Annotated in this window: 17 protein-coding genes; 6 read left to right on the top strand and 11 right to left on the bottom strand. The window is 72.8% G+C overall.

Features of this window, described 5'->3' with window-relative positions; genetic code table 11:
• Positions 1–63: 63 nt before the first annotated feature.
• Both ACFYYF_RS14355 and ACFYYF_RS14360 read left to right on the top strand, forming a co-directional pair.
• Positions 64–1653 (top strand): FAD-binding oxidoreductase, encoded by a 1590-nt coding sequence (locus tag ACFYYF_RS14355; protein WP_388775224.1) that lies wholly within the window; start codon positions 64–66, stop codon positions 1651–1653.
• Between the two features lie 169 nt (positions 1654–1822).
• Positions 1823–2704 (top strand): diacylglycerol kinase family protein, encoded by an 882-nt coding sequence (locus ACFYYF_RS14360; RefSeq protein WP_388775226.1) that lies wholly within the window; start codon positions 1823–1825, stop codon positions 2702–2704.
• A 28-nt stretch (positions 2705–2732) separates the two neighbouring features.
• On the opposite strand, the gene ACFYYF_RS14365 is transcribed toward ACFYYF_RS14360, so the two are convergent.
• Positions 2733–3674: an Ig-like domain-containing protein gene (locus ACFYYF_RS14365; protein ID WP_388775229.1), complete on the bottom strand. Its 942-nt coding sequence runs from the start codon at positions 3672–3674 to the stop codon at positions 2733–2735.
• A 262-nt stretch (positions 3675–3936) separates the two neighbouring features.
• Positions 3937–5391: an MFS transporter gene (locus tag ACFYYF_RS14370; protein WP_388775231.1), complete on the bottom strand. Its 1455-nt coding sequence runs from the start codon at positions 5389–5391 to the stop codon at positions 3937–3939.
• 228 nt (positions 5392–5619) lie between these two features.
• Here ACFYYF_RS14370 and ACFYYF_RS14375 point away from each other — a divergent pair, with 228 nt between their 5' ends.
• On the top strand, positions 5620–6414 hold the full coding sequence (locus ACFYYF_RS14375) for an SAM-dependent methyltransferase (protein ID WP_388775233.1): 795 nt from the start codon (positions 5620–5622) through the stop codon (positions 6412–6414).
• Positions 6415–6811: 397 nt separating this feature from the next.
• Here ACFYYF_RS14375 and ACFYYF_RS14380 read toward each other — a convergent pair whose 3' ends face one another.
• The 7 genes from ACFYYF_RS14380 to ACFYYF_RS14410 all read right to left on the bottom strand — a co-directional run bounded on the left by ACFYYF_RS14380 (position 6812) and on the right by ACFYYF_RS14410 (position 11690).
• The gene (locus tag ACFYYF_RS14380) at positions 6812–7339 is read right to left on the bottom strand and encodes a DUF6328 family protein (RefSeq protein ID WP_388775236.1); all 528 of its coding nucleotides are present in this window, start codon (positions 7337–7339) and stop codon (positions 6812–6814) included.
• 186 nt (positions 7340–7525) lie between these two features.
• Entirely contained in the window at positions 7526–8029 is a 504-nt protein-coding gene (locus ACFYYF_RS14385) for a DUF3618 domain-containing protein (RefSeq protein WP_388775238.1), read from the bottom strand.
• Positions 8026–8397 carry a phage holin family protein gene (locus tag ACFYYF_RS14390; RefSeq protein ID WP_388775725.1) on the bottom strand — a complete coding sequence of 124 codons (372 nt, stop codon included), beginning with the start codon at positions 8395–8397 and terminating at the stop codon, positions 8026–8028. Before ACFYYF_RS14390 ends, ACFYYF_RS14385 begins: the two co-directional genes overlap by 4 nt.
• A gap of 71 nt (positions 8398–8468) precedes the next feature.
• Positions 8469–8897 carry a hypothetical protein gene (locus ACFYYF_RS14395; RefSeq protein ID WP_388775240.1) on the bottom strand — a complete coding sequence of 143 codons (429 nt, stop codon included), beginning with the start codon at positions 8895–8897 and terminating at the stop codon, positions 8469–8471.
• Positions 8898–9041: 144 nt separating this feature from the next.
• Positions 9042–10061 (bottom strand): NAD(P)/FAD-dependent oxidoreductase, encoded by a 1020-nt coding sequence (locus ACFYYF_RS14400; protein ID WP_388775243.1) that lies wholly within the window; start codon positions 10059–10061, stop codon positions 9042–9044.
• Entirely contained in the window at positions 10058–10591 is a 534-nt protein-coding gene (locus ACFYYF_RS14405) for an isoprenylcysteine carboxylmethyltransferase family protein (protein ID WP_361680142.1), read from the bottom strand. Before ACFYYF_RS14405 ends, ACFYYF_RS14400 begins: the two co-directional genes overlap by 4 nt.
• Positions 10592–10631: 40 nt before the next feature.
• Positions 10632–11690 carry a type III polyketide synthase gene (locus ACFYYF_RS14410; protein WP_388775246.1) on the bottom strand — a complete coding sequence of 353 codons (1059 nt, stop codon included), beginning with the start codon at positions 11688–11690 and terminating at the stop codon, positions 10632–10634.
• 142 nt (positions 11691–11832) lie between these two features.
• On the opposite strand from ACFYYF_RS14410, the gene ACFYYF_RS14415 reads away from it, so the two are divergent.
• A complete protein-coding gene (locus ACFYYF_RS14415) occupies positions 11833–12705 on the top strand; it encodes a UbiA family prenyltransferase (protein WP_388775249.1) in 873 nt (290 codons plus the stop codon).
• A 251-nt stretch (positions 12706–12956) separates the two neighbouring features.
• Here ACFYYF_RS14415 and ACFYYF_RS14420 read toward each other — a convergent pair whose 3' ends face one another.
• A complete protein-coding gene (locus ACFYYF_RS14420) occupies positions 12957–13493 on the bottom strand; it encodes a lamin tail domain-containing protein (RefSeq protein ID WP_361680151.1) in 537 nt (178 codons plus the stop codon).
• Positions 13494–14357: 864 nt separating this feature from the next.
• Complete coding sequence (locus ACFYYF_RS14425) at positions 14358–14561, bottom strand: cold-shock protein (RefSeq protein ID WP_037622929.1); 204 nt, start codon at positions 14559–14561, stop codon at positions 14358–14360.
• Positions 14562–15162: 601 nt separating this feature from the next.
• Here ACFYYF_RS14425 and ACFYYF_RS14430 point away from each other — a divergent pair.
• Positions 15163–16674 carry a hypothetical protein gene (locus ACFYYF_RS14430; RefSeq protein ID WP_388775251.1) on the top strand — a complete coding sequence of 504 codons (1512 nt, stop codon included), beginning with the start codon at positions 15163–15165 and terminating at the stop codon, positions 16672–16674.
• Positions 16675–17060: 386 nt separating this feature from the next.
• Positions 17061–21167, top strand: coding sequence for a molybdopterin-dependent oxidoreductase (locus ACFYYF_RS14435; RefSeq protein WP_388775727.1), 4107 nt, complete (start codon positions 17061–17063; stop codon positions 21165–21167).
• Positions 21168–21197: the final 30 nt, after the last annotated feature.

Genomic DNA, 21197 nt, shown 5'->3' on the forward strand with positions numbered 1-21197 from the left:
TGTAACGCCCTGTGCGGCCGTCCGGGAGACGGCACGTCCCGCCCGACCGATGAGGACTAGTTCATGGACATGCTGTGGAGCGGCTGGGGCGACCCGGCCAAGGCGGCACCTCTGCCCGACTCGGTGACCGGCCTGCTGCGGGACCTGCTCGGCGTCAAGCCGCGGGACACCGCCCCGCACGCCCTCGAGGAGATCTCCGTTCCCGGGCCCCCGCCGGCCCCGGCCCTCGACGCGCTGGCGGACGCCGTCGGCGGCGCGGAGCACGTGCGCACCGACGCGGAGACCCGGATCAGGCACACCCGCGGCAAGTCGACGCCCGATCTGCTGAAGCTCCGCGCGGGCGACGCCGGGGACGCCCCCGCCGCCGTCGTCCTGCCCGCCACCCACGACGAGGTTCTCGCCGTCCTGGGCGTCTGCGCCGAACACGGCCTCGCCGTCGTCCCGTTCGGCGGGGGCACCTCCGTCGTCGGCGGCCTCGCCCCGGAACGGAGCGCCTTCGTCGCACTCGACCTGCGCCGCATGAACGCGCTGCTCGGCATCGACCCCGTGTCGCGGACCGCCACGCTCCAGCCGGGCCTGCGCGCTCCCGACGCGGAGGCGCTCCTGGCCGAACACGGCTTCACGCTCGGGCACTTCCCGCAGTCCTACGAGTGGGCGACGATCGGCGGATTCGCCGCGGCCCGGTCCAGCGGCCAGGCCTCCGCCGGGTACGGCCGCTTCGACGAGATGGTCCTCGGTCTCACCCTCGCCACCCCGGAAGGCACCCTGGACACGGGCCGCGCCCCCCGCTCGGCGGCCGGCCCCGATCTGCGCCAGCTCGTCCTCGGCTCCGAGGGCGCCTTCGGCGTCATCACCTCCGTCACCGTACGCATCAGGCCGCTGCCGCGGACACGTGTGTACGAGGGGTGGCGGTTCGCGTCGTTCGAGGAGGGCGCCACCGCCCTGCGCCGGCTCGCGCAGGACGGACCGCGTCCCACGGTGCTGCGGCTGTCCGACGAGACCGAGACCTTCGTCGGGCTCGCCCAGCCCGACGCCATCGGTTCGTCCGACGCCCCCGCGAACCCGGGCTGCACGGCGATCGCCGGGTACGAGGGGACCGAGGAGGAGACCGCGCGCCGTCGTGAGGAGGCCGCGGCGGTCCTGCGCGCCGCCGGAGGCACCTACCTCGGCGCCGAGCCCGGCGAACGCTGGGCGCACGGCCGCTACTCGGCACCGTATCTGCGCGACGCGCTGCTCGACGCCGGGGCGTTCGCCGAGACCCTGGAGACCGCCACCTTCTGGTCGCGCGTCCCCGAGCTCTACGCCGCCGTCCGCACCGCCCTCACGGAGACGCTGACCGCCGCGGGCACCCCGCCCCTGGTCATGTGCCACATCTCGCACGTGTACGAGAACGGGGCCTCGCTCTACTTCACGGTGGTCTCCGCGCAGGGCGAGGACGCCGTGACCCACTGGGCACCGGCCAAGGAAGCCGCCAACGAGGCCGTGCTGAGCGCGGGCGGAACCATCAGCCACCACCACGGGGTGGGAACGGACCACCGCGACTGGTACCTCCGGGAGGCGGGACCGCTGGGCGTCGAGGCGCTGCGGGCCGTCAAGGACCGGCTGGACCCCGACGGCGTGCTCAACCCCGGGATCCTGCTGCCCGTCGACTGACGCCCACCGCGAGCGACGATCCGGCGGCGGCCGAGGGCGACCGCCGGATCGTCCGCTCCCCCCGGCCGTCGCGCCGTCCCCGCGACCTGGCGTCACGGCGTCACGGCGTCCCGCACAGCTTCCTCCCTGCCCGCTCCGTCCCCACCCGTCACTGCCCGGAGGCACACCGATGCGACAGTTCACGGCCGTCGTCAATCCCACCGCGGGCGGCTCCACCGGGGCGGCCGCGCTGCTCCCGGTAGCCCGCCTGCTGCGGGAGGCCGGAGCCGGTCTGGAGACCGAGTACAGCCGCAGCCTGGCCCACGCGCAGGAGCTCGCGCTCCGGGCCGGGGAGCGGGGCCGGGTCGTGCTCGCCGTGGGCGGTGACGGGATCGCGGGCGGGATCGGCGGCGCCCTCAGCGGCACGGACATCGTGCTGGGTCTGGTCCCGGCCGGGCGCGGCAACGACTTCGCCCGCGCGCTGCGCCTGCCCACGGCCGCCGAGGACCTGGCCCGCGTCCTGCTGCACCATGAGCCCCGGCGCGTCGACACCATAGAGGTGGAATCCGCGGTGCACGCGCGGACCGTGGTCCTCGGCAGCGTGTACGCGGGCGTCGACGCGCTCGCCAATCAGCACGCCAACCACGCGCGCGTGCTGCGCGGGGCCGCCTCGTACTACGCCGGCGGTCTGCGCGCGGTCACCGGGTGGCGTCCGGTGTCGTACCGCGTCACCGTCGACGGGGAGGAACACTTCCACCGCGGCTACACCGTCGTGGCCGCCAACTCCGCCTACTACGGCTCCGGACGCATCATCGCCCCGCTGGCGCTGACGGACGACGGTCTGCTGGACGTCGTGATGATCCGCCACGCACCGCGCCGGCTGTTCTTCACCCTCATGAACGAACTCAAGACGGGCGCGCACACCGCGCGCCCGGAAGTGGTGATCCTGCGGGGCCGGGAGATCCGTATCGAGGCCGACCGGCCCGTGCCCTACGGCGCGGACGGGGAGGTCGAGGCCACCCTCCCCGTCACGGCCCGGGTGCGGCCGGGTGATCTGGCCATGCTCTTCTGATCACCCGGCCCGGGCACGCCGTCCGGCGTCAGCCAGCGGTGGCCTCGCCGGCCGCGCTGCCCGCGAGCCACTGGTCCCAGCTCAGGTTGAACGACGCGTAGCCGTTGTCGGCCGGGGCCTTGGCGCGCGGGGAGCCGGTGACGGACACCGGGTCGCCCTGCTTGACCTGGTTGTAGAACCACTCGGCGTCGGACATCGACAGGTGGACACAGCCGTGCGAGCCCCGGGCGCTGCCGCTGCCCGGGTTCGGGTCACCGGTCGAGTAGTGGACGTACGTCCCGGACTGCGTCAGGTGGACGTCCCAGGGGAGCGTCAGGTCGTAGTAGTTCGCGTCGCCCTTGTTGCAGCTGATGCCGACGGAGCACGAGGTCATGTGGACCTCCTTCTGCTTGTCGATCACCGCCATCACGCCGTTCCACGTGGGGTATTCGGCGCTGCCCGCGTTGATCGAGAGGGTCCGGACCGGCGCGCCGTTCTTGGTGACCTTCATGGTGTGACCGGTGACGGACACGTCCGCGCGGACGTCGTCGCCGACGGTGAAGTCGTGGATGTAGGAGCGCGTGCCGTAGCGGCCGTTGCCGTTGGCGACACCCTTCAGATCGGCCGTGATCTTCACCTTCGTACCGGTCGCCCAGTACGACTTGGGCCGCCAGTCGGCGCGCCGGTCCCCGAACCAGTGCCACGCGCCCGTCATGGGCTGGGAGCTGGTGACCTTCATGTGCTTCTCGATGCCGGCGCGGGCCTTCTGTGCCACCGGGTTGGTGAAGATGACCGAGATCGGCATCGCGACGCCGACCGTGGTACCGGTCTGGGGCGTGATCGTCTCCAGCAGCATCGGCGGCCCGGCGGGCTTCGATGGTGACGGCTTCGCACTGGCCGTCGGCTTCTTCGCCCCGGCCTTCCCGTCGTCTGAACTCGCCTTCGGCGTACCCCCGCCACAGGCACTGGCCCCCGCCAGCACCGCAACCATGACGAGTGCCGTCGTTATCCCGCTACGTCGCTTCACTTTTACCCCGGCTCACAATCGTGCCTGCCTCAATGCTCTTTTGGACTGCGAGCGCGGGTCCGCGGTTGCAGCGGATGTGTAAAGCGCGATTCAAAACCCGACTCGGGAGGCTCCTGCCTGCGCGAATCGGCGGGGGCGCGGAGACGGTGCCGCCGCCCGGCCGCCGCGGGCGCCGTCCTGGAGCATGCCCGCGCGGACTCGCCCACCCGGCGACGCCCGGCACGCACTAGCGCGTTCGCGGGGCCGCGTCCACGCCCTCCCGCGCCGCGGTGGGCTCTTCACCGGGTGTCCCGGTGCCGGAGCGGACGAGCGGGACCAGCACCAGGGCACCGGCCACCGAGAGCAGGGCGACCACACGCAGCACGCCGTCGATGGCCGAGCCGTCGGAAGCGGCGCCGCCGGCGGATCCGCTGACCTCCTCCAGTACGGTCGCGGCGACCGTCACGGCCACCGCGCCCCACAGCACCAGCGAGGTGAGCACCACTCCCGAAGCGGCCGCCAGGCGTCCGGCGGACACGTACGACTGGGTCGCCACGTTGGTGAGCGCCCAGCCGAGTCCGACACCCGCGCCGACCACCACGAACACGGCTGCGTAGAGCGCGAGCGGACGCGCCCAGGTCAGCGCGGCGAGCGCCACCCCGCTCAGCAGCAGCCCCACCGCCATCAGCACCTCGGCCCGCCACCGGCGTGCCAGGTGCCCGGACCAGTAGCTCGCCGCGCCGACTCCCGCGGACAGTGCCAGGAAGACGACGCCCGACTCCAGCGGTGACAGTCCCCGTGCCTGCTGGAGGTACAGCGCCGCCAGCACCGCGACGAGGCAGTACACGATGTTCGACACCGTCCCGGCCGCCGTCACGGTCACGAAGGGCCGATTGCGCAGCAGGGACAGGTCGATCAGCGGTTCGGCGGTCCGCCGCTCCACCGTCACGAACAGGGTCAGCAGCACCGCGCCCGCGGCGAAGCACACCAGAGTGACCGCCGAGCCCCAGCCCCAGCGCGATCCCTGGTCGACGCCGAGCATGGCGGCCGTCAGACCGCCGGCCAGCGTGACGGCTCCCGGCAGGTCCATCCCCCGCGCGGCTCCCTCGTCCCGCGACTCCGTCACATAGCGCAGCATCAGCAGCACCGCCAGCGCGCAGAACGGCACATTCAGCAGGAAGACCGCGCGCCAGCTCACGAGCTCGGCGAAGGAACCGCCGACGAAGGGTCCGAGCGCGGTGCCGACGGCGCTGAACGCGAGAACGGTCCCGACGGCCCGGCCCTGACGGCCGTCACGGAAGTGCGCCGTCACCACCGCCACCGCGATGGGCAGGACCAGCGCCGCCGCCATCCCCTGGACCACGCGTCCGGCGGTCAGCCAGGCCGCGTTCTGCGCGGCGCTGCACACCACCGACATCACGGCGAAGCCGGTCAGCCCGATGACGATGATCCTTCTGCGGCCGTAGAGGTCGGCCGCCCGCCCGCCGACGATCATCAGTGCCCCGAGCGTCAGCATGTAGCCGCTCACCAGCCACTGCAGATTCGTGGTGGGTGTCCCGAAGTCGCGGGCGATCACGGGCAGCATCAGGTTCAGCGCGAACCAGTCCAGCTCCACCAGCAGCATCGCGATCGAGGCGGCGGCGATGACGGCGCGGTCCCGGCGCGAGAACAGCCTCGTCGTCCGGCCTGCGGCTCCGCTCACGACGACCATCCCCTGGCGCGGGTCACCCCTCCAGCCAGCGTGCGGGCGCTAGCGGAGCCCCGCAACCGGAGCCCGGCCCGGCCGGCCACACCGCGCCGGCCGGACCGGACCCTCGCGGCCCCCTCATCCCCCGCTCAACTCCCGTACCGTGCCGATGACATGGCCGGTCCGAGTAGGATGATCGAACACTTGGCCTGCCCGCGTTCGCGTGGTGCGATGGGAGCTAGCATGACGATCGACCGACAGTCGTTTCCGCCGCTCGACACCAGCAAGGCGCATCCGGCGCGGGTCTACGACTGGCTGCTGGGCGGCAAGGACAACTACCCGGTCGACGAGGCCGTGGGAGAGAAGCTGCCGCCCGAGGCGAGGGACGCGGCCCGGCAGAACCGCGAGTTCATGCAGCGGGCGTCCGCCTGGCTCGCCGAGCAGGGTGTCGACCAGTTCCTGGACATCGGCACCGGCATTCCCACCCAGCCGAACCTGCACCAGATCGTCCAGAACATCACGCCGTCGGCGAAGGTCGTCTACACCGACAACGACCCGATCGTGCTGCGTCACGCCGAGGCGCTTCTCGTCAGCCGGCCCGAGGGCGTCACCGACTACATCCAGGCCGATGTGCGGCGGCCCGAGGACATCGTCCAACACGCCCGCCACGTCCTGGACTTCAGCCGTCCGATCGCGCTGTCGCTGATCGCGCTGATGCACTTCATCCCCGACGAGCAGGACGCCCACTCCATCGTGCGCAACCTGGTCGACACGCTGCCGTCGGGCAGTTACCTGGTGTTGTCGCACGCCTCCTCCGACGTGTTCCCCGAGCTCTCCGCGCAGGTCACGGCCGAGTACGCGAAGGGCGGCATCCAGCTCGGCTTCCGTACCCGGGCCGAGGTGGAGCGCTTCTTCGAGGGCCTCGACCTCGTCTCGCCGGGCCTGGTGACGGCGACGCAGTGGGTCCAGTCGGCCGCGGTCCCGGCGCCCGCGCCGGAGGACAGCGGCATCTACACGGCGGTGGCCCGCGTTCGCTGAACGGCACGGGCGACGGCGGATCGCCGAAGAGTACGGGGGCCGGCGGACGTGCCGCGCCCCCGGTGATCCGCACGGGACGACCCGGGTTCGCGTCCATGCGGGTGGCGTATGGGGCGGCGGCGAGCCCCCGACGGCATGACCGGCGTTGTGCAGGGTGCCAACTCACGCTCCGTCAGAGAGGACGTCCCGTGCGTCGAACCATGCTGTTTTCTGTCTGTGCTCTTGTCGCCGCCGCCGCCACCGGGTTCTTCACCACCAGCGCCATCCGCAACCGCTGACGACGAGACGCCCCGCGCGGCTCCGCACGGCGGGCGATCGGACAGCGCGCGACCCGGCGGCCGCCGGGTGGGACGGCCGAGGAGGCCGTCCCACCCGGGGCTTGTGCCGGGAGCCGGCTTCAGTCCGCCTCGCGCTCGTCCCCGTCGGAGCTCCCGGGCCCGTGGCGCCCGAGACGCATCCGCAGAACCGTGGGGATGACGAGCCACCACAGGATGTACAGCCCCGCCACGCCCGCGACGATCCAGGGCACGTACCCGTCGTCGTGCGTGGCCGTGCGCAGCACCAGCAGAAGGGCTGCGGTCATGGTGAGCAGCAGGAGCAGCAGGCCGAGCAGGGTCAGCCTGGACGCCCACGCGACGGCCTCCGGCTTGATGAAGCGGCCCGTCACGATCCGGTGGAACGCCACCGGGGCGACCAGTGCGCCCACGGCCGTGGCGCCGAGGACGATCGTCACCATGTACAGCGCCTGGTCCGCGTCCGACAACCGCCGGTAGGACGGCTGGAACACCACGGTCAGCAGGAACCCGAACAGGATCTGCACGCCGGTCTGCGCCACACGGATCTCCTGGAGCAGATCGACCCACTTCCGGTCGGCCCGCTCCTCGGGAGTCTCGTCCCGCCCGCTCTCCTGTACGTCACCCTGCATGGGCGGTCCCTCTCCTCTTCGCTCGTCTGCCCGGGCCCCGGTGCCGGACCGGTCGAACGGGGTCCGTCCGTGCCGTGGGGCCGGGCGCTGGAAAGCGCGAGTCCCCGCGCCGTGAGGGCCCGGGGACTCGTCGGCGGACGGGAGCACCGCGCCTCACGCCGCACGGTGTCCCGCGTGGTGGGCCGTTCACCCCTTCCGGTGGCGGACGGTCAGCCATACGACGACGACGGCGCCCGCGGCGGCCAGGATCAGCGTCCGGTGCTCGCGTGCCAGCCGCGCTCCCTGGGCCGACCGCTCCCGCAGCGGTTCGGGTGCCTTCTCCTGCCATACGGCGCCGGCCCGCGCGGCCGTGTCCCGCGCCTGGTCCGCGGCGTGGGCCGCCCGGTCCCTGACCGGGTCGGGCACCTTGTCCTGGACCGTGTGCGCGGCCTTGGCCGCCCTCGCCTTCAGCTCGCCCGCCCTGGCCGCGGCCTGCCCTGCGACCTCGGCCGTCTTCTCCCTGGCCTGCCCTGCCGCCTCCACGGTCCTCTCCTTGACCTCCGCGCCCTTGTCCTTCGCACGGGCCTTGACGTCGGCCTTGTCGGCCAGCGCCTGGACCGTCTCTCCCAGCTCGGCGCGGGTCCGCTCGACCTGTTCACGCACCTCCGCGGGTGTCGTGCCCGTCTGCTTGCCGTCGGACTGTTCGCTCATCGGTGGGCACTCCTCTTGATCTCGGCGACGTCGGCCTTCACGTTCTCGATCGCCTGCTCCGGCTTGGGCGGTGCCGCCGGGTCGGCCTGCTTCTTGCCCGTCAGCGCCATGGCCGCGGCGACGACGGCCAGCACGGCGGTGACGATCAGCGCCGCCGCCCATACCGGAAGCGGTACGGCCAGCCCGGCGATCGCGGTGGCGACGAGCGCCTGAAGGGTCAGGAAGCCGACCACTCCAGCGCCGCCGAACAGACCGCCGCTCCTCCCGTAGCGCCTGCCCTTCTCCTTCATCTCCGCCTGAGCCAGCCGGAGTTCTCCCCGCACCAGTTCGGTGAGCTGCTGCGAGGCCCGCTGGACCAGCTCACCCACCGGTTCCGATCCGTTCCCGCCTGTCCGCTCGGCCGGCACGTCGGCCCGCGCCCGTACATCCGACACGGTGATCACCTCCTGTCCGTCCGCGACCCGGGCCGGGGGCACCGCGGCGTGCTCCGGCCGTCGCTCGTGAACCGGGTACCCCGAACCCGGCCGTCCAGGGCCCCGAGACTCAGGTCGACCTCCTTCTCCCGGTCTCCCGACGCGGTGCCCCGCTCCTGCACGGCGAACGCGCCGCGCAGGGCCTCGCGCAGAAGGTCCACGGCCAGACAGCCGCCCTGCAGCGTCGCGCTGACCGGGCCTTCCAGCGGGGCCGGGCCGGTCGGTATGCGGTCGTCGGCGAGCGCGATGTCCGCGGTCCAGACCTCGGGACGGGATCCCGGTGGATCCTCGGGCACGTCGTCGAAGGGCGGGTCGGTGGGGAACGCCGTGCGCAGCACGTCGAAGACGGTGACGGCATCCTCCCTGGACGTTCCGGTGAGGGACACGGTGACCACAGGTCACTCTCCTATCCGCTGAGGCACGACGGGGGTACTCGGGGTCCTGGCGGCGCTCCCGGGGCGCGAGGGTGTGGGTTTGACGTCTGGCGCAAGTACCCCTCTCGCCCGTGATGATGCAGGTGATCGCGGGACGTCCCGGCGCTACTGCAGCGCGCGGACGGCGGCGGTGAAGACCAGGGGGAGCCGGGACGCCGTGGGGACGACCAGACGGGCGGTACCGGGGCGGCGGCTCGCGGCCAGCAGGGCGCCGGTCAGCAGCCGGTGCCGCCGGGTCAGCATGGCCCACGCCCGCTCGTACTCCCCTGCCCGCCCCGCGGCGATGCAGCGGACGGCGGCACCGGCCGTCGCGAGGCCGAGGGCGATCCCCTCTCCGGTGAGCGCGTCGACGTAGCCGGCCGCGTCACCGACCAGCAGGACGCGTCCGGCCACCCTGCGGCGTACCCGTTGGAGCAGCGGCCCGGCGCCCCGTACGTCCGTGGCCTCGGCTCCGGCCCCGCGCAGCGACGCGGTGAGGGCCGGGAAGTCACCCAGGTGCTCGTCGTATCCACGCCGGACCCGGCTGAGGACCGCGACGCCGACCAGGTCGTCGGCGACCGGGGTCACGTAGGCCTCGCCCCGGCCGGACCAGTGGACCTCGACGAAGTCGGTCCAGGGCTCGACGCGGTAGTGCCGGCGCAGCCCGTAGCGCCGGTGCGCGCCGCCGGGCAGTTCCAGCCCGAGGCCGCGGCGGACGGCGGAGTGCAGTCCGTCGGCGGCGATCAGCCAGCGGGCCGTGAGACCCGCGGCGCCGACCGAGTCCGCGTTCTGGCGCACCTCCCCCACCCTGCCCGGCACGATCCGGACGCCGAGACCGAGTGCGCGCTCGTGCAGCGCGCGGTGCAGCTCGGTACGCCGGATGCCCAGGCCGCCGGAACCGCGGAAGGACGCCTCGGCGCGAGCGGCGCCGTCCACGTACCGGATCCCGCGCAGTTCCTTGCCCGCCGGTTCGACGCCCAGCGCCCGCAGCCCGACCACGCCGCGCGGCATGACACCTTCTCCGCACGCCTTGTCCACGGGCGCGGTCCGCGGCTCGACGACCACCGCCTCCAGGCCGGCCAGGGCGCTGTGGATCGCGGCGGCCAGTCCGGCCGGGCCGCCACCGGCCACCAGGACGTCGATCACGCCGGAACGGACCCGAACGAGGGAGCCACACCGGCCAGGGCCCGGTTCTCGCACCGGATGCGTACGGTGAGCACGGCGGCGTTGGCCAGCGTGAAGGCGACGGCCGTGACCCAGGCGGTGTGCACCAGCGGGAGGGCCACTCCCTCCGCGACGACCGCCACGTAGTTCGGATGCCGCAGCACCCGGTAGGGGCCACGGGCCACCAGTGGCAGACCGGGCACGACGATCACCCGGGTGTTCCACCGGAACCCCAGCGTGGCGATGCACCACCAGCGCAACGCCTGGGCGCCCGCGAGCACGGCCAGCATGGACCAGCCGAGTGCCGGGACGAAGGGCCGGTCGGCCAGCCACACCTCGGCCGGGCAGCCGAGCAGCAGGGCGGTGTGCAGGGCGACCATCGCCGGGTAGTGGCCCCGGCCCGCCTCGATCGCGCCGCGCGCTCTGCTCCGGCGCTCGTTGCGACGGGCGACGACGAGTTCGCCGACGCGTTCGGCGGCGACGGCGGCCACCAGCAGTGCGTACCAGTCCATGTGTCCCTGTCCCACCGTTCCATGTCGTGCGCCGGGCGGCCTACCAGCGCAGCAGCACCATCTCGCAGGCGAAGCCCGGTCCCATCGCGAGCAGCAGCCCCGGGGTGCCGGCGGGCGGGCGGCAGGCGGCCAGGGTGTCGCGCAGGACGTGCAGCACGGACGACGAGGAGAGGTTGCCCACGTCGGCCAGATGACGCCACGTCACATCCAGTGCGTTGTCCGGAAGTTCGAGCGCCTCGCCGACGGCCTCGATGATCTGGGGTCCGCCGGGGTGGCACACCCACGCGCTCACGTCCTTCGTCTTCAGACCGTGTTCGCCGAGGAACCCCTGGACGTCGTCCGCGAGATGACGGCGCAGCACGTCGGGGATCTCCGGGTCCAGAACGACCTGGAATCCAGAGTCCCTGACGTCCCAGCCCAGGATGCGGCTGGTCTCGGGATACAGCCGGCTGCGCGTGTCCACGATCGTGGGGCCGGCGGTCCCGCCGGTCCGACGGGATCCACAGGCCACGACCGCGGCGGCGCCGTCACCGAACAGACCGGTGGCCACCAGGTTGGCCAGGGAGGCGTCGTCGCGCTGGAAGGTCAGCGAGCACAGCTCCACCGACAGCAGCACCGCCACCTGCTCGGGCCGGCCCAGCAGACAGTCGTGCATGCGGGACAAGCCCGCGGCACCGCCTGCGCACCCCAGGCCGAACATCGGCAGACGTCTGACGTCCGGCCGCATGCCGAGGCGGCCCGCCACCCGGGCGTCGACGGACGGCGCGGCGATGCCCGTGACGGAGGTGAACACCAGGAGGTCCACGTCGGCCGCCGACAGACCCGCCAGACGCAGTGCCTCCCGGACCGCCCTGGCGCCCATGTCCGTCGCCGCCTGGATGAACACGTCGTTCGCGGCGCCGAATCCGTCCAGCGTCTCGTACTCCTCGAGCGGGAGTGTCATGTGGCGGCCGCGGACCTTCGCGGCGCGGTGCAGCCGGTCGAGCGCGTGGCGGTCGGCGCCGTCGCGCAGACACCGCCGGGCCACCATGTCCGTGATCTCGGACTGGTCGTAGCGGTGCGGCGCGAGGGTTCCGTGAACAGCGGCGATCCGCGTCATAGGGCTCCCGTCCGAACCGGCTGGGGTGGGCTGCCCAACAGGCCTTCCCCGGACCGGCGCACCACCACCAGGGATCGCCCGTCCGGCCGTTCGTCCCGTGGCGCGCCCGGGCCCCGAGGACGCGGGCTCCTACCATCGCCGGATGGGTACTCCCGAGCGCGTGACGGCCGGTGACAGCGCGGGGCGCGGGAGCGGCCCGGTGGCCGGTCTGGCCCGGGCGTGCCACCCCGGGGCCGTCGTGGCCGTCACCACGCTGACGGCGGCGCTGGCCGTGAGCAGCGGTCGCGGACCCGGGGGTTGTGTCCTGGTGGGGAGCGCCGTGCTCGCGGGGCAGTTGTCCGTCGGCTGGTGCAACGACGCGTTCGACGCCCGGCGGGACATCGCGGCCGGCCGCCGGGGCAAGCCGGTCGTGGAGGGCGCGATCGGAGCGCGCCGGGTGTGGGCCGCCGCGTGGGCGGCGCTCGCCCTGTGCGTACCCCTCTCGCTCCTCTGCGGCCTCTGGGCGGGCGCCGTGCACCTGGCCGCGGTCGGCGCGGCGTGGACGTACAACCTGCGGCTCAAGGCCACCGGCTGGTCCTGGGCCCCGTACGCACTGGGGTTCGCCGCGCTGCCCGCCTTCGTGACCCTCGGCCTGCCCGGCCGTCCCTGGCCGGCCTGGTGGGTTCTCGGCGCCGGGGCACTGCTGGGCATCGGGGCGCATCTGGGCGATGTGCTTCCGGACATCCGCGGCGACCTGGCGACCGGGGTACGGGGGTGGCCGCAACGGCTCGGACCGGACCGTGCCCGGCTGCTGCTTCCTGTGCCGCTGGTGATCGCGTCGGCGCTGCTCGCTCTGGGACCCGCGGGACCGCCGGACCGACGCGAGGTGACGGCCCTGGCCCTGGCCCTCCTGGTGGCGGTGACGGGGACGGTGCTGGGACGGCGCCGGGAGCGGCTCGCGTTCGCGACGGCGGTCCTCGTGGCGACGGTGGACGTGGGCCTGCTGCTCGGCGGCACCGGGATGGGCCCCGTCTGAACGCCGTTCGGCGCGGCACCAGGACGGGCCCGCCTGCGGGTCGCTCGGCACGGCACCGGAATGGCCCCTGGAAGACCGCCTGAGACACCACCGGAAACCCCGGACACGCGGAGGACCCGCACTGTGGGGTGCGGGTCCTCCTCAGCGAAGCCGTCCGGCGAGCCGAGTGATCACGGGGTCTGGCGGCGTCCGGCCGTCGGCCGGTCATCCGCCATCATCCGGCCCTGAACGGGCGTGCCGTCAGGGGTTGTTCAGCGACCGTCGTGGCCACGGTGGTCGTCACGCCCGTGACCGCGGTGGTCGTCACGGCCGTGGCCCCAGCGGTCGTCGTGGTGCCGGCCCCAGGAGACGCTGTCGACGAAGCGGCCGCGCTCGGTGCGCAGCGTGGCGGCGTCGGAACGGTTGTCCCAGACCTCGTTGCGGCGGTCCTGGTACAGGTCACGGCTGGTGTCGCGGCCGTAGCCGGTGTGGACGCGGACCGTGGAACGACCGGCCAGACGGTAGTGGTTGAAGGTGTAGCGGTTGCCGTCACGGTCCGACAGCGTCCAGCCGTCCAGGTTGATGCCACGGCGACCGGAGTTGGTGATTTCCACCCACTCCGCGTTCAGGGAACGGGCGGAGCGGTCGTCAAAGCCCGGCGCGTCGCTCTGCACCCTGCTGATGGCGATGTGCGAGCGGTCGGCGTGCGGGGCGGCCGAGGCCGACACGGACGCCGAGCCGACCAGAGCGCCGGCCGCCAGAGCGGCGGCCACCATACGGCGGGCAGTGACAGACGTGGAAACGGACATGAAAGCTCCTAAGGTTCGAGAGCCGGCCCACCCCGTGCGGGCGCCCCTTTCGGGGAACCCGCACGGTGCGACCCTGTGCGAGTCCCGGCCCGGTGGCCGAGGACTCATAACTTGCTGCACATCACGGCCCAGGACGGGCGACACCCGGCACCTGTTACGAATTACGGACATGTCGGTTACAGATGCTTGTATCAGCCCTTTAACTGCCGAAAGCCGATGAGTAATGGCTCGTCATCGCCAACTCCCTTACTCCTGCTGCTTTTAGGCCATAGCCGGGCATCCTCCGCGTCAGCGCAGCACACAGGGCCGTCACCCGAAAGTGAGTAACGCCGTTCCGCTCCGGCCGGGCCGTGTCACGGCCTCAACAGCACGCCTGGGGAAGGGAACCCGAGTGGCGGGAGGCGGGGACCTGGCGGACAGGAATCCGGGAGGCGGGAAGCGTTGATGAAGCGGGGATCCAGGACGACAGACACACCGTCAAGCCGTCGGGGACATCACGCCCGTGGGGAAATCATCCTCGCGACGAACGGGCATCGGTGGGACCGTCGTCGACGGCCGGGCCGGGAGATCTCGGCGCCTCGGCACGACCTGTGTCAGGTGGTGGGGCGCTGACGAGGGAGGACGGCGACACGAGGGCCGTCGGAGCATCGGCGCAGATGGCGCCGGAAAGGGCGGAGACCCGCCCGCCCGCGGGCGTGTCGCAGGCTGCCGCGGTTGTGCCGGTACGCGGCCCGGCCGCCTCTCTCGGGGAGGCCCGGGCCCGGCCGCCCTCCAAAGGGGGCGGCGAGTTCTTCGTCGTCAGCCGTCCGCACGGCGCCTCGATCGTGGATGACGACCGAGACGCCGTGCCGGCGTGACGCGGGATCAGGCGGGGGTGATGTTCTCCGCCTGGGGGCCCTTCTGGCCCTGGGTGATGTCGAACGTCACGGCCTGGCCTTCCTGGAGCTCACGGAAGCCAGTGGCGTTGATGTTGGAGTAGTGGGCGAAGACGTCGGGGCCGCCGCCGTCCTGCGCGATGAAGCCGAAGCCCTTTTCGGCGTTGAACCACTTGACAGTTCCGCTGGCCATGCCAGTGCCTCTCATTCGTTGACGGGTTCGCACCGCGCGAACCCGGAGGTAGTCGTCCTGGTCCTCGGGCACTGCACAGCAAAACGCCCGCACCACGGCGCGGGCAGGTACTGCGAACCACGACATCTGCCGGCGACGTTACACGGCGAAAGCGCCTCTCACCAGAGAGCGAGGGCCGTCAGGTGGAGCGGCACTGCAGCCACACACGCCCCACCGCGGCCCGATCTCCGCGCGCGGCCGGGGCCGTCCGGCGACGTCGCAACGCAGCCGGCCCATGGCCCAGGGTCACGAACCACCCGTCAGGTCGGCGCCGAAAAGGAGCATCCGCCGGTTCGGTCCCACGTGACAGAGAACACGGTGAGGAGACCCGGCCCCGGGACCGCGGTCGGCGGCGCCGGCCCGGTGAGCGCCAGACGGCCGACGCGGGAGGCGTCTGTCGGCGAGTGTGACCGGTGGGGCGCGGAGGCTCGACGCGGGCCCTGTCGCCGGTCGCTGACTGTCCGTACGCTGACAAGTCAGGTAAGTTCAGGCGTGATCGACGGGGGGAACCGTCATGTCCTGGGATCATCAAGGTGCTCGTGACGGCTTTGTCGTGCCGCCGATGCCGACCGCGCCACCGCCCGCTCCCGCCCACCCTTGGCGTGCGCTCGCGGTGGCGTTGCTGAACCTCAGCGGGCTGGGGCTCGGTTACGCCGTCGTGCGCCGCTGGGTGCTCATGGCCCTCTGCTGGGTCGCGACCGGGATCCTGCTGATCGTGGCCCTGCCCGCGGACCCCGACGGAGTGCCCGGTACCGCGGTCGTGCTCTATCTGGTCTTCCTGGCACTGGCCGCCGCGCACGGCGCGTCCGTGGGCCTGCGAAGCCGGCTGGCGCTGCTGCCGAGCGCCCTGATCGCGGCCGTGCTCGGCGTCGTCCTGCTGGCCGTGCCCGCCACGGGCGTCGTCCTGTACGACGGGGCGCGCGACGAGGCGACGGAGCAGATGCTCCTCGACCGGCTCGACCGGGCCGACGAGCTCGTCGAGCGGTCCGGGAAGTCGGACTTCGCGAGCGGCGAGGCCGGTTACCGCCGCGCCCTGGCGGCCTACGGCGCGCTGCGCGAGGACCACCCGGACTCCCGGGCGGCCCGGCGTGTGCCCGACCGGCTCAAGACCTACTACACCACCGTCGGCGCCCCCTTCGCGCGCGAGGACTACTGCGCCGCCGTACAGCCCTTGAAGTACCTCCGCACGGTGCCGAACAGCATGGACAAGAAGGCACTGGGAAGTCTCACCCGCTGGCCCGACGACCGGCTGGCCACCTCGCTCTACGAGTGCGCGGCGGCGTCCCTGAGCGGCGGGGAGGCGGGCTGGACCGCGCAGTTCGGCGAGCTGCTGTCGGCCTTCCCCGATTCCGCGCAGGCCGGGAAGGTCGAGCCCGCCGTGAAGGGCGCGGTCGACAAGGCGGTCAAGTCCGTGGGCGGCGACGACCCCTGTGCCGCCGTGCAGCACCTCGACGGGCTCGCCACCCAGGTCCGGGGACTGCCCGGAGAGGAGGCCGGTCTGGCCGACTCCCTCGGCAAGGACGCCGACCGGGCCTCGCGCAGCGCGCGTTCGGGTGCTTACGCCTGCGGTGTGGACCAGTACAAGGACGGAAGCTTCAGCGAGGCCGTCACCACCATGAACGACTTCGTCAAGGAGAACCCGCACCACAAGAACCGGGCGCGCGCCCAGAAGATCGCCATCGCGGCGGAGGTCGCGCAGACCGTGCCCGCGGCCGGCAAGCGCCTGCCGACCACCGCGTCGGGCGGAAGCATCGCCGTCACGGTCAAGAACGACAGCCCGGACGAGATCACGGTCATGTACACCGGGCCGGTGACCGGGAGCTTCAACCTCAAGGCCTGCGGGAGCTGCACGTCGTACTCGCTGAGCAGCACGCTGGGGCTCGGTTTCAAGCCGTGCAGCGACAGCGGCAAGCACTACCCGCAGCGGACCATCCGGCTGCCCGTGGGCACCACCTACTTCGTGCACAAGTCCCGTAGCGCCACCGGCAAGTCCCCCGCCTCGGACACCGCCAAGCTGTCACCGGGCTACGTCTACACGGAGTGCGCGTACACCACGTCGAGCTTCGGATACTGAGACGAGGGGGCCCGTTCGTCCTCGGCCGCCGGCGACCGGGGCCTGATCGTCCTCGGCCGCCGGCGACACCTCACCCGCGCGGCCACGCCGCCGCGCGTGCCGGCGGCAGGACGACGGTCCCCGCGCGCCGTACGGCCGGCCGGTCGGACGGGCGCTGCCGGACGGAATCATCGCCGCAGGCCACGCCCCGCGGGCCCCACCTCACAAGGCCCGTGGTGGCGGTGTGTGGAGCGTGTAACCGCCGGTGATCGAGCGGTGTGACAACCGCGTAATGGGTCCTTCGTAACGTCGGTGGGGAAAGGTGCCGATCACACGGAGGACCGCTCGTGACCACGACCACCCAGCAGGTGCGGACGGTCTGCTCGTACTGCGGTGTCGGCTGCGGAATGGTCCTCGACGTCACGACGGGCCCCGACGGACGGCGTACGGTCCTGAAGGCGTCCGGCGACAAGGCGCACCCCGCCAACTTCGGGCGGCTGTGCACCAAGGGCGCGACCACGGCCGACCTGCTCGCCGCCCCCGGACGGCTGACCCGGGCCCTCGTGCGGGCCGAACGGGGAGCGGAGGCCGAGCCCGCGCCGGTGGACGCGGCGATCGCCGAGACGGCCCGCCGGCTCCGCGCGGTGATCGACGAGCACGGCCCGGACGCCTTCGCGTTCTACGTGTCCGGGCAGATGAGCCTGGAGGCCCAGTACCTGGCGAACAAGCTGGCCAAGGGGTTCGTCGGGACCAACCAGATCGAGTCGAACTCCCGGCTGTGCATGGCCAGCGCCGGCACCGGCTACAAGCTGTCGCTGGGCGCGGACGGCCCGCCCGGCTCGTACCAGGACTTCGAGCACGCCGACGTCTTCCTCGTGATCGGCTCCAACATGGCCGACTGCCATCCGATCCTGTTCCTGCGGATGATGGAGCGGGTCAAGTCGGGCGGCGCCAAGCTGATCGTCGTCGACCCCCGGCGCACCGCGACCGCGGACAAGGCGCACCTGTTCCTGCCGGTGCGGCCCGGGACGGACCTGGCGCTCCTCAACGGCCTGCTGCACCTGCTGTACGAGAACGGGCATACCGACCCCGCGTTCATCGCCGCGCACACCGAGGGCTGGGAGGCGATGCCGGAGTTCCTGGCCGACTACCCGCCCGCCACGGTCGCCGCGATCACGGGCCTGCCGGAGGACGACATCCGCGAGGCGGCCCGGCTCATCGGCGAGGCCGGGGAGTGGACGAGCTGCTGGACCATGGGCCTCAACCAGTCCACGCACGGCACGTGGAACACCAACGCGCTGGTGAACCTGCACCTGGCGACGGGCGCGATCTGCCGGCCCGGCAGCGGCCCCTTCTCACTGACCGGTCAGCCCAACGCCATGGGCGGCCGGGAGATGGGGTACATGGGTCCGGGACTGCCCGGCCAGCGGTCGGTCCTGGTCGCGGAGGACCGGGCCTTCGTCGAGGAGCTGTGGGAGCTGGCCCCCGGCACCCTCCGTGAGGACGGGTCCGGCCAGGGCACCGTCGACATGTTCCGGCGGATGGCGGACGGGGACATCAAGGCCTGCTGGATCATCTGCACGAACCCGGTCGCCTCCGTGGCCAACCGCAGGACCGTCATCGAGGGCCTGGAGCGGGCGGAGTTCGTCGTCGCCCAGGACGTGTTCGCCGAGACGGAGACCAACGCGTACGCCGATGTCGTCCTGCCGGGAGCGCTGTGGACCGAGACCGAGGGCGTCCTCGTCAACAGCGAACGCAATGTGACCCTGGCCCGGCCCGTGACGGAGCCTGCCGGGGAGGCGATGGCGGACTGGAGGATCATCGCCGCCGTCGCCCGCGCGATGGGCTACGAGCGGGGTTTCAGCTATCACAGCGCGGAAGAGGTCTTCGAGGAGATCAAGCGCGCCCACAACCCGAAGACAGGCTACGACCTGCGGGGTGTCAGCTACGAGCGGCTGCGGTCCACCCCGGTGCAGTGGCCCGCCGCGCGGGAGGACGGCCCGGACCGCAACCCGATCCGCTACGTGGACGGGCACGGCGGCGGTCCGGTCTTCCCGACGGCGAGCGGCCGCGCGGTGTTCCACGCCCGCCCGCATCTGCCTCCCGCCGAGATGCCGGACGACGACTACCCGTACGTCCTGAACACGGGCAGGGTGCAGCACCAGTGGCACACCCTCACCAAGACGGGCAGGGTCGCGAAGCTCAACAAGCTCAACCCCGGGCCCTTCGTGGAACTGCATCCCGAGGACGCCGCCGCGCTCGGAGTCACCGACGGCGACTCGGTGGAGGTCGCGTCGCGGCGCGGCCGGGCGGTGCTGCCCGCGGTCGTGACCGACCGGGTCCGGGCGGGCTGCTGCTTCGCGCCCTTCCACTGGAACGACCTGTTCGGTGAATACCTGAGTGTCAACGCGGTCACCAGCGACGCCGTGGACCCGCTGTCCTTCCAGCCGGAGTTCAAGGTGTGCGCGGTGTCGCTGGCCAAGGTGGCGACTCCGGTGTCCCTGACGGCGCCGCACACGGCCCCGGCTACGGCTACGGCTACGGCGCCGACGACAACCACGGCCGCGGCGGTGCCCGGGGCCGGGGGCGACCCGCGCCCGGCCGAGGCGGTGGCCGCCCTGTCCGGCTCCGTCCCGCCCGCCGGTCCCGCCGGAGTCTTCGGGCTCGCGCCCTCCCCGCCACCGGTTCTGGCCGAGCACGAGCGGCAGTACCTGATCGGCTTCCTCGCCGGTCTCGCATCGGGTGCCCCCGGCGTGCCGGTGCTGCCTCCGGGCGCGCCCTTCAGCCCCGAGCACGCCCTGTGGGTGAACGGAGTGCTCGCCGGCATGTACTCACGGGCGGCCCCGCGGACGCCGCCCCCGGCCCCGGCCCCGGCTCCCTCCGGCCCCGTCCGGGAGGTCGTCGTCCTGTGGGCCTCGCAGACCGGCAACGCCGAGGAGTTCGCCACGGCCGCCGCCGACCGGCTCACCACCACCGGGCACAAGGCCACGCTGGTCGGCATGGACGACGCCCACCCGGGGGAACTGCCCGCCGGCGCCGACGTCCTGCTGATCACCAGCACCTTCGGGGACGGTGACGCGCCCGACAACGGCTCCGGGTTCTGGGACGCGCTGGCCGCACCCGACACACCCCGCCTGGACGGCCTGCGCTACGCCGTCCTCGCGTTCGGCGACTCCTCCTACGACGACTTCTGCGGGCACGGCCGCCGCCTCGACCAGCGACTCGACGAACTGGGTGCCGTACGCCTCGCCCCGCGCACGGACTGCGAACCCGACTACGGGCCCCCGGCCACGGCCTGGCTCGACCAGGTCCTCGCCTCCCTGACCGACGGCACGGAGACCGTCACGCCGGAGCCGGCCGCTCCCCCGGCACCGCCGTCCGCCGCCCCGGCGGCGAAGCCCGGCCCCGTCACGGCCCGGCTGACCGGCAACCAGCTCCTCAGCCGGCCCGGCGCGGGCAAGGAGGTCCGGCGCTTCACCTTCGACACCCGCGACAGCGAGACCCCGCTCACCTACCAGGCCGGCGACGCACTCGGCGTGCGCCCCGTCAACTCCCCCGGCCTCGTGACGGAATGGCTGGCCACCACCGGACTCGCGCAGGACGGCACGGTACGCCTGGACGACATCGGGGAGGTTCCCTTCCACGACGCCCTGCGCCGGCATCTCGACATCACCCGGATCACTCCCGCGCTGCTGCGCTTCGTCGCCGAGCGCACCCACGACCGGGTCCTGAAAAAGCTGCTGCGCCCCGACAACAAGGCCGAACTGGCCCAGTGGTCCTGGGGCCGCCAGGCGGTCGACCTCATCACCGAACACTCCGTGCGGGCCGACGCCCAGGAGTGGGCCGAGGTCCTGAAGCCGCTCCAGCCCCGGCTGTACTCCATCTCCTCCAGCCCGCTGACCGACCCCCGCCTCGTCTCGCTCACGGTCTCCGTCGTCCGCTACGAGAACCCGGGCGGGCGGCCGCGCCAGGGCGTCTGCTCGCCGTTCCTCGCCGACGCCGCCCCCGGCACACCGGTGCCGGTCTTCGTCCGGTCCTCCCCGAGGTTCCGGCCTCCCGCCGACCCCGACACCCCCATGGTGATGGTGGGTCCCGGCACCGGCATCGCGCCCTTCATGGGCTTCCTGCACGAGCGGCGCGCGCTCGGCCACCGCGCGCCCAACTGGCTGTTCTTCGGCGAGCAGCACCGGGCCACCGACTTCTACTACGAGGACGAGCTGGACGCGTTCCTCGCCGACGGCACGCTCGCCCGCCTGGACACGGCCTTCTCCCGCGACCAGCGGGCCAAGGTCTACGTCCAGGACCGGATGCGCGAGCACGGTCCCCAGCTGTGGTCCTGGCTCCGCGACGGGGCGCACTTCTACGTGTGCGGCGACGCCTCCCGCATGGCCAAGGACGTCGACCAGGCCCTGCGGGACATCGCGGTCACCCACGGCGGCCTCGCCCCGGACGGCGCCGCCGCGTACGTCAAGCAGCTCACGGCCGAGAAGAGGTACGTGCGGGACGTGTACTGAGGCGCAATTGCTCTGCGCCACCCGGCCCTT

Origin of the sequence: Streptomyces sp. NPDC001914 (genome assembly GCF_042891215.1) — a bacterium.
Lineage (GTDB): Bacteria > Actinomycetota > Actinomycetes > Streptomycetales > Streptomycetaceae > Streptomyces.

Excerpts from the sequence above, each read along its gene's own strand:
- ACFYYF_RS14355 (WP_388775224.1), top strand. The coding sequence starts at position 64 with ATGGACATGCTGTGGAGCGGCTGGGGCGACCCGGCCAAGGCGGCACCT.
- ACFYYF_RS14360 (WP_388775226.1), top strand. The coding sequence starts at position 1,823 with ATGCGACAGTTCACGGCCGTCGTCAATCCCACCGCGGGCGGCTCCACC.
- ACFYYF_RS14365 (WP_388775229.1), bottom strand. The coding sequence starts at position 3,674 with ATGGTTGCGGTGCTGGCGGGGGCCAGTGCCTGTGGCGGGGGTACGCCG.
- ACFYYF_RS14375 (WP_388775233.1), top strand. The coding sequence starts at position 5,620 with ATGACGATCGACCGACAGTCGTTTCCGCCGCTCGACACCAGCAAGGCG.
- ACFYYF_RS14380 (WP_388775236.1), bottom strand. The coding sequence starts at position 7,339 with ATGCAGGGTGACGTACAGGAGAGCGGGCGGGACGAGACTCCCGAGGAG.
- ACFYYF_RS14385 (WP_388775238.1), bottom strand. The coding sequence starts at position 8,029 with ATGAGCGAACAGTCCGACGGCAAGCAGACGGGCACGACACCCGCGGAG.
- ACFYYF_RS14405 (WP_361680142.1), bottom strand. The coding sequence starts at position 10,591 with ATGGACTGGTACGCACTGCTGGTGGCCGCCGTCGCCGCCGAACGCGTC.
- ACFYYF_RS14410 (WP_388775246.1), bottom strand. The coding sequence starts at position 11,690 with ATGACGCGGATCGCCGCTGTTCACGGAACCCTCGCGCCGCACCGCTAC.
- ACFYYF_RS14415 (WP_388775249.1), top strand. The coding sequence starts at position 11,833 with ATGGGTACTCCCGAGCGCGTGACGGCCGGTGACAGCGCGGGGCGCGGG.
- ACFYYF_RS14420 (WP_361680151.1), bottom strand. The coding sequence starts at position 13,493 with ATGTCCGTTTCCACGTCTGTCACTGCCCGCCGTATGGTGGCCGCCGCT.
- ACFYYF_RS14425 (WP_037622929.1), bottom strand. The coding sequence starts at position 14,561 with ATGGCCAGCGGAACTGTCAAGTGGTTCAACGCCGAAAAGGGCTTCGGC.
- ACFYYF_RS14430 (WP_388775251.1), top strand. The coding sequence starts at position 15,163 with ATGCCGACCGCGCCACCGCCCGCTCCCGCCCACCCTTGGCGTGCGCTC.
- ACFYYF_RS14435 (WP_388775727.1), top strand. The coding sequence starts at position 17,061 with ATGGTCCTCGACGTCACGACGGGCCCCGACGGACGGCGTACGGTCCTG.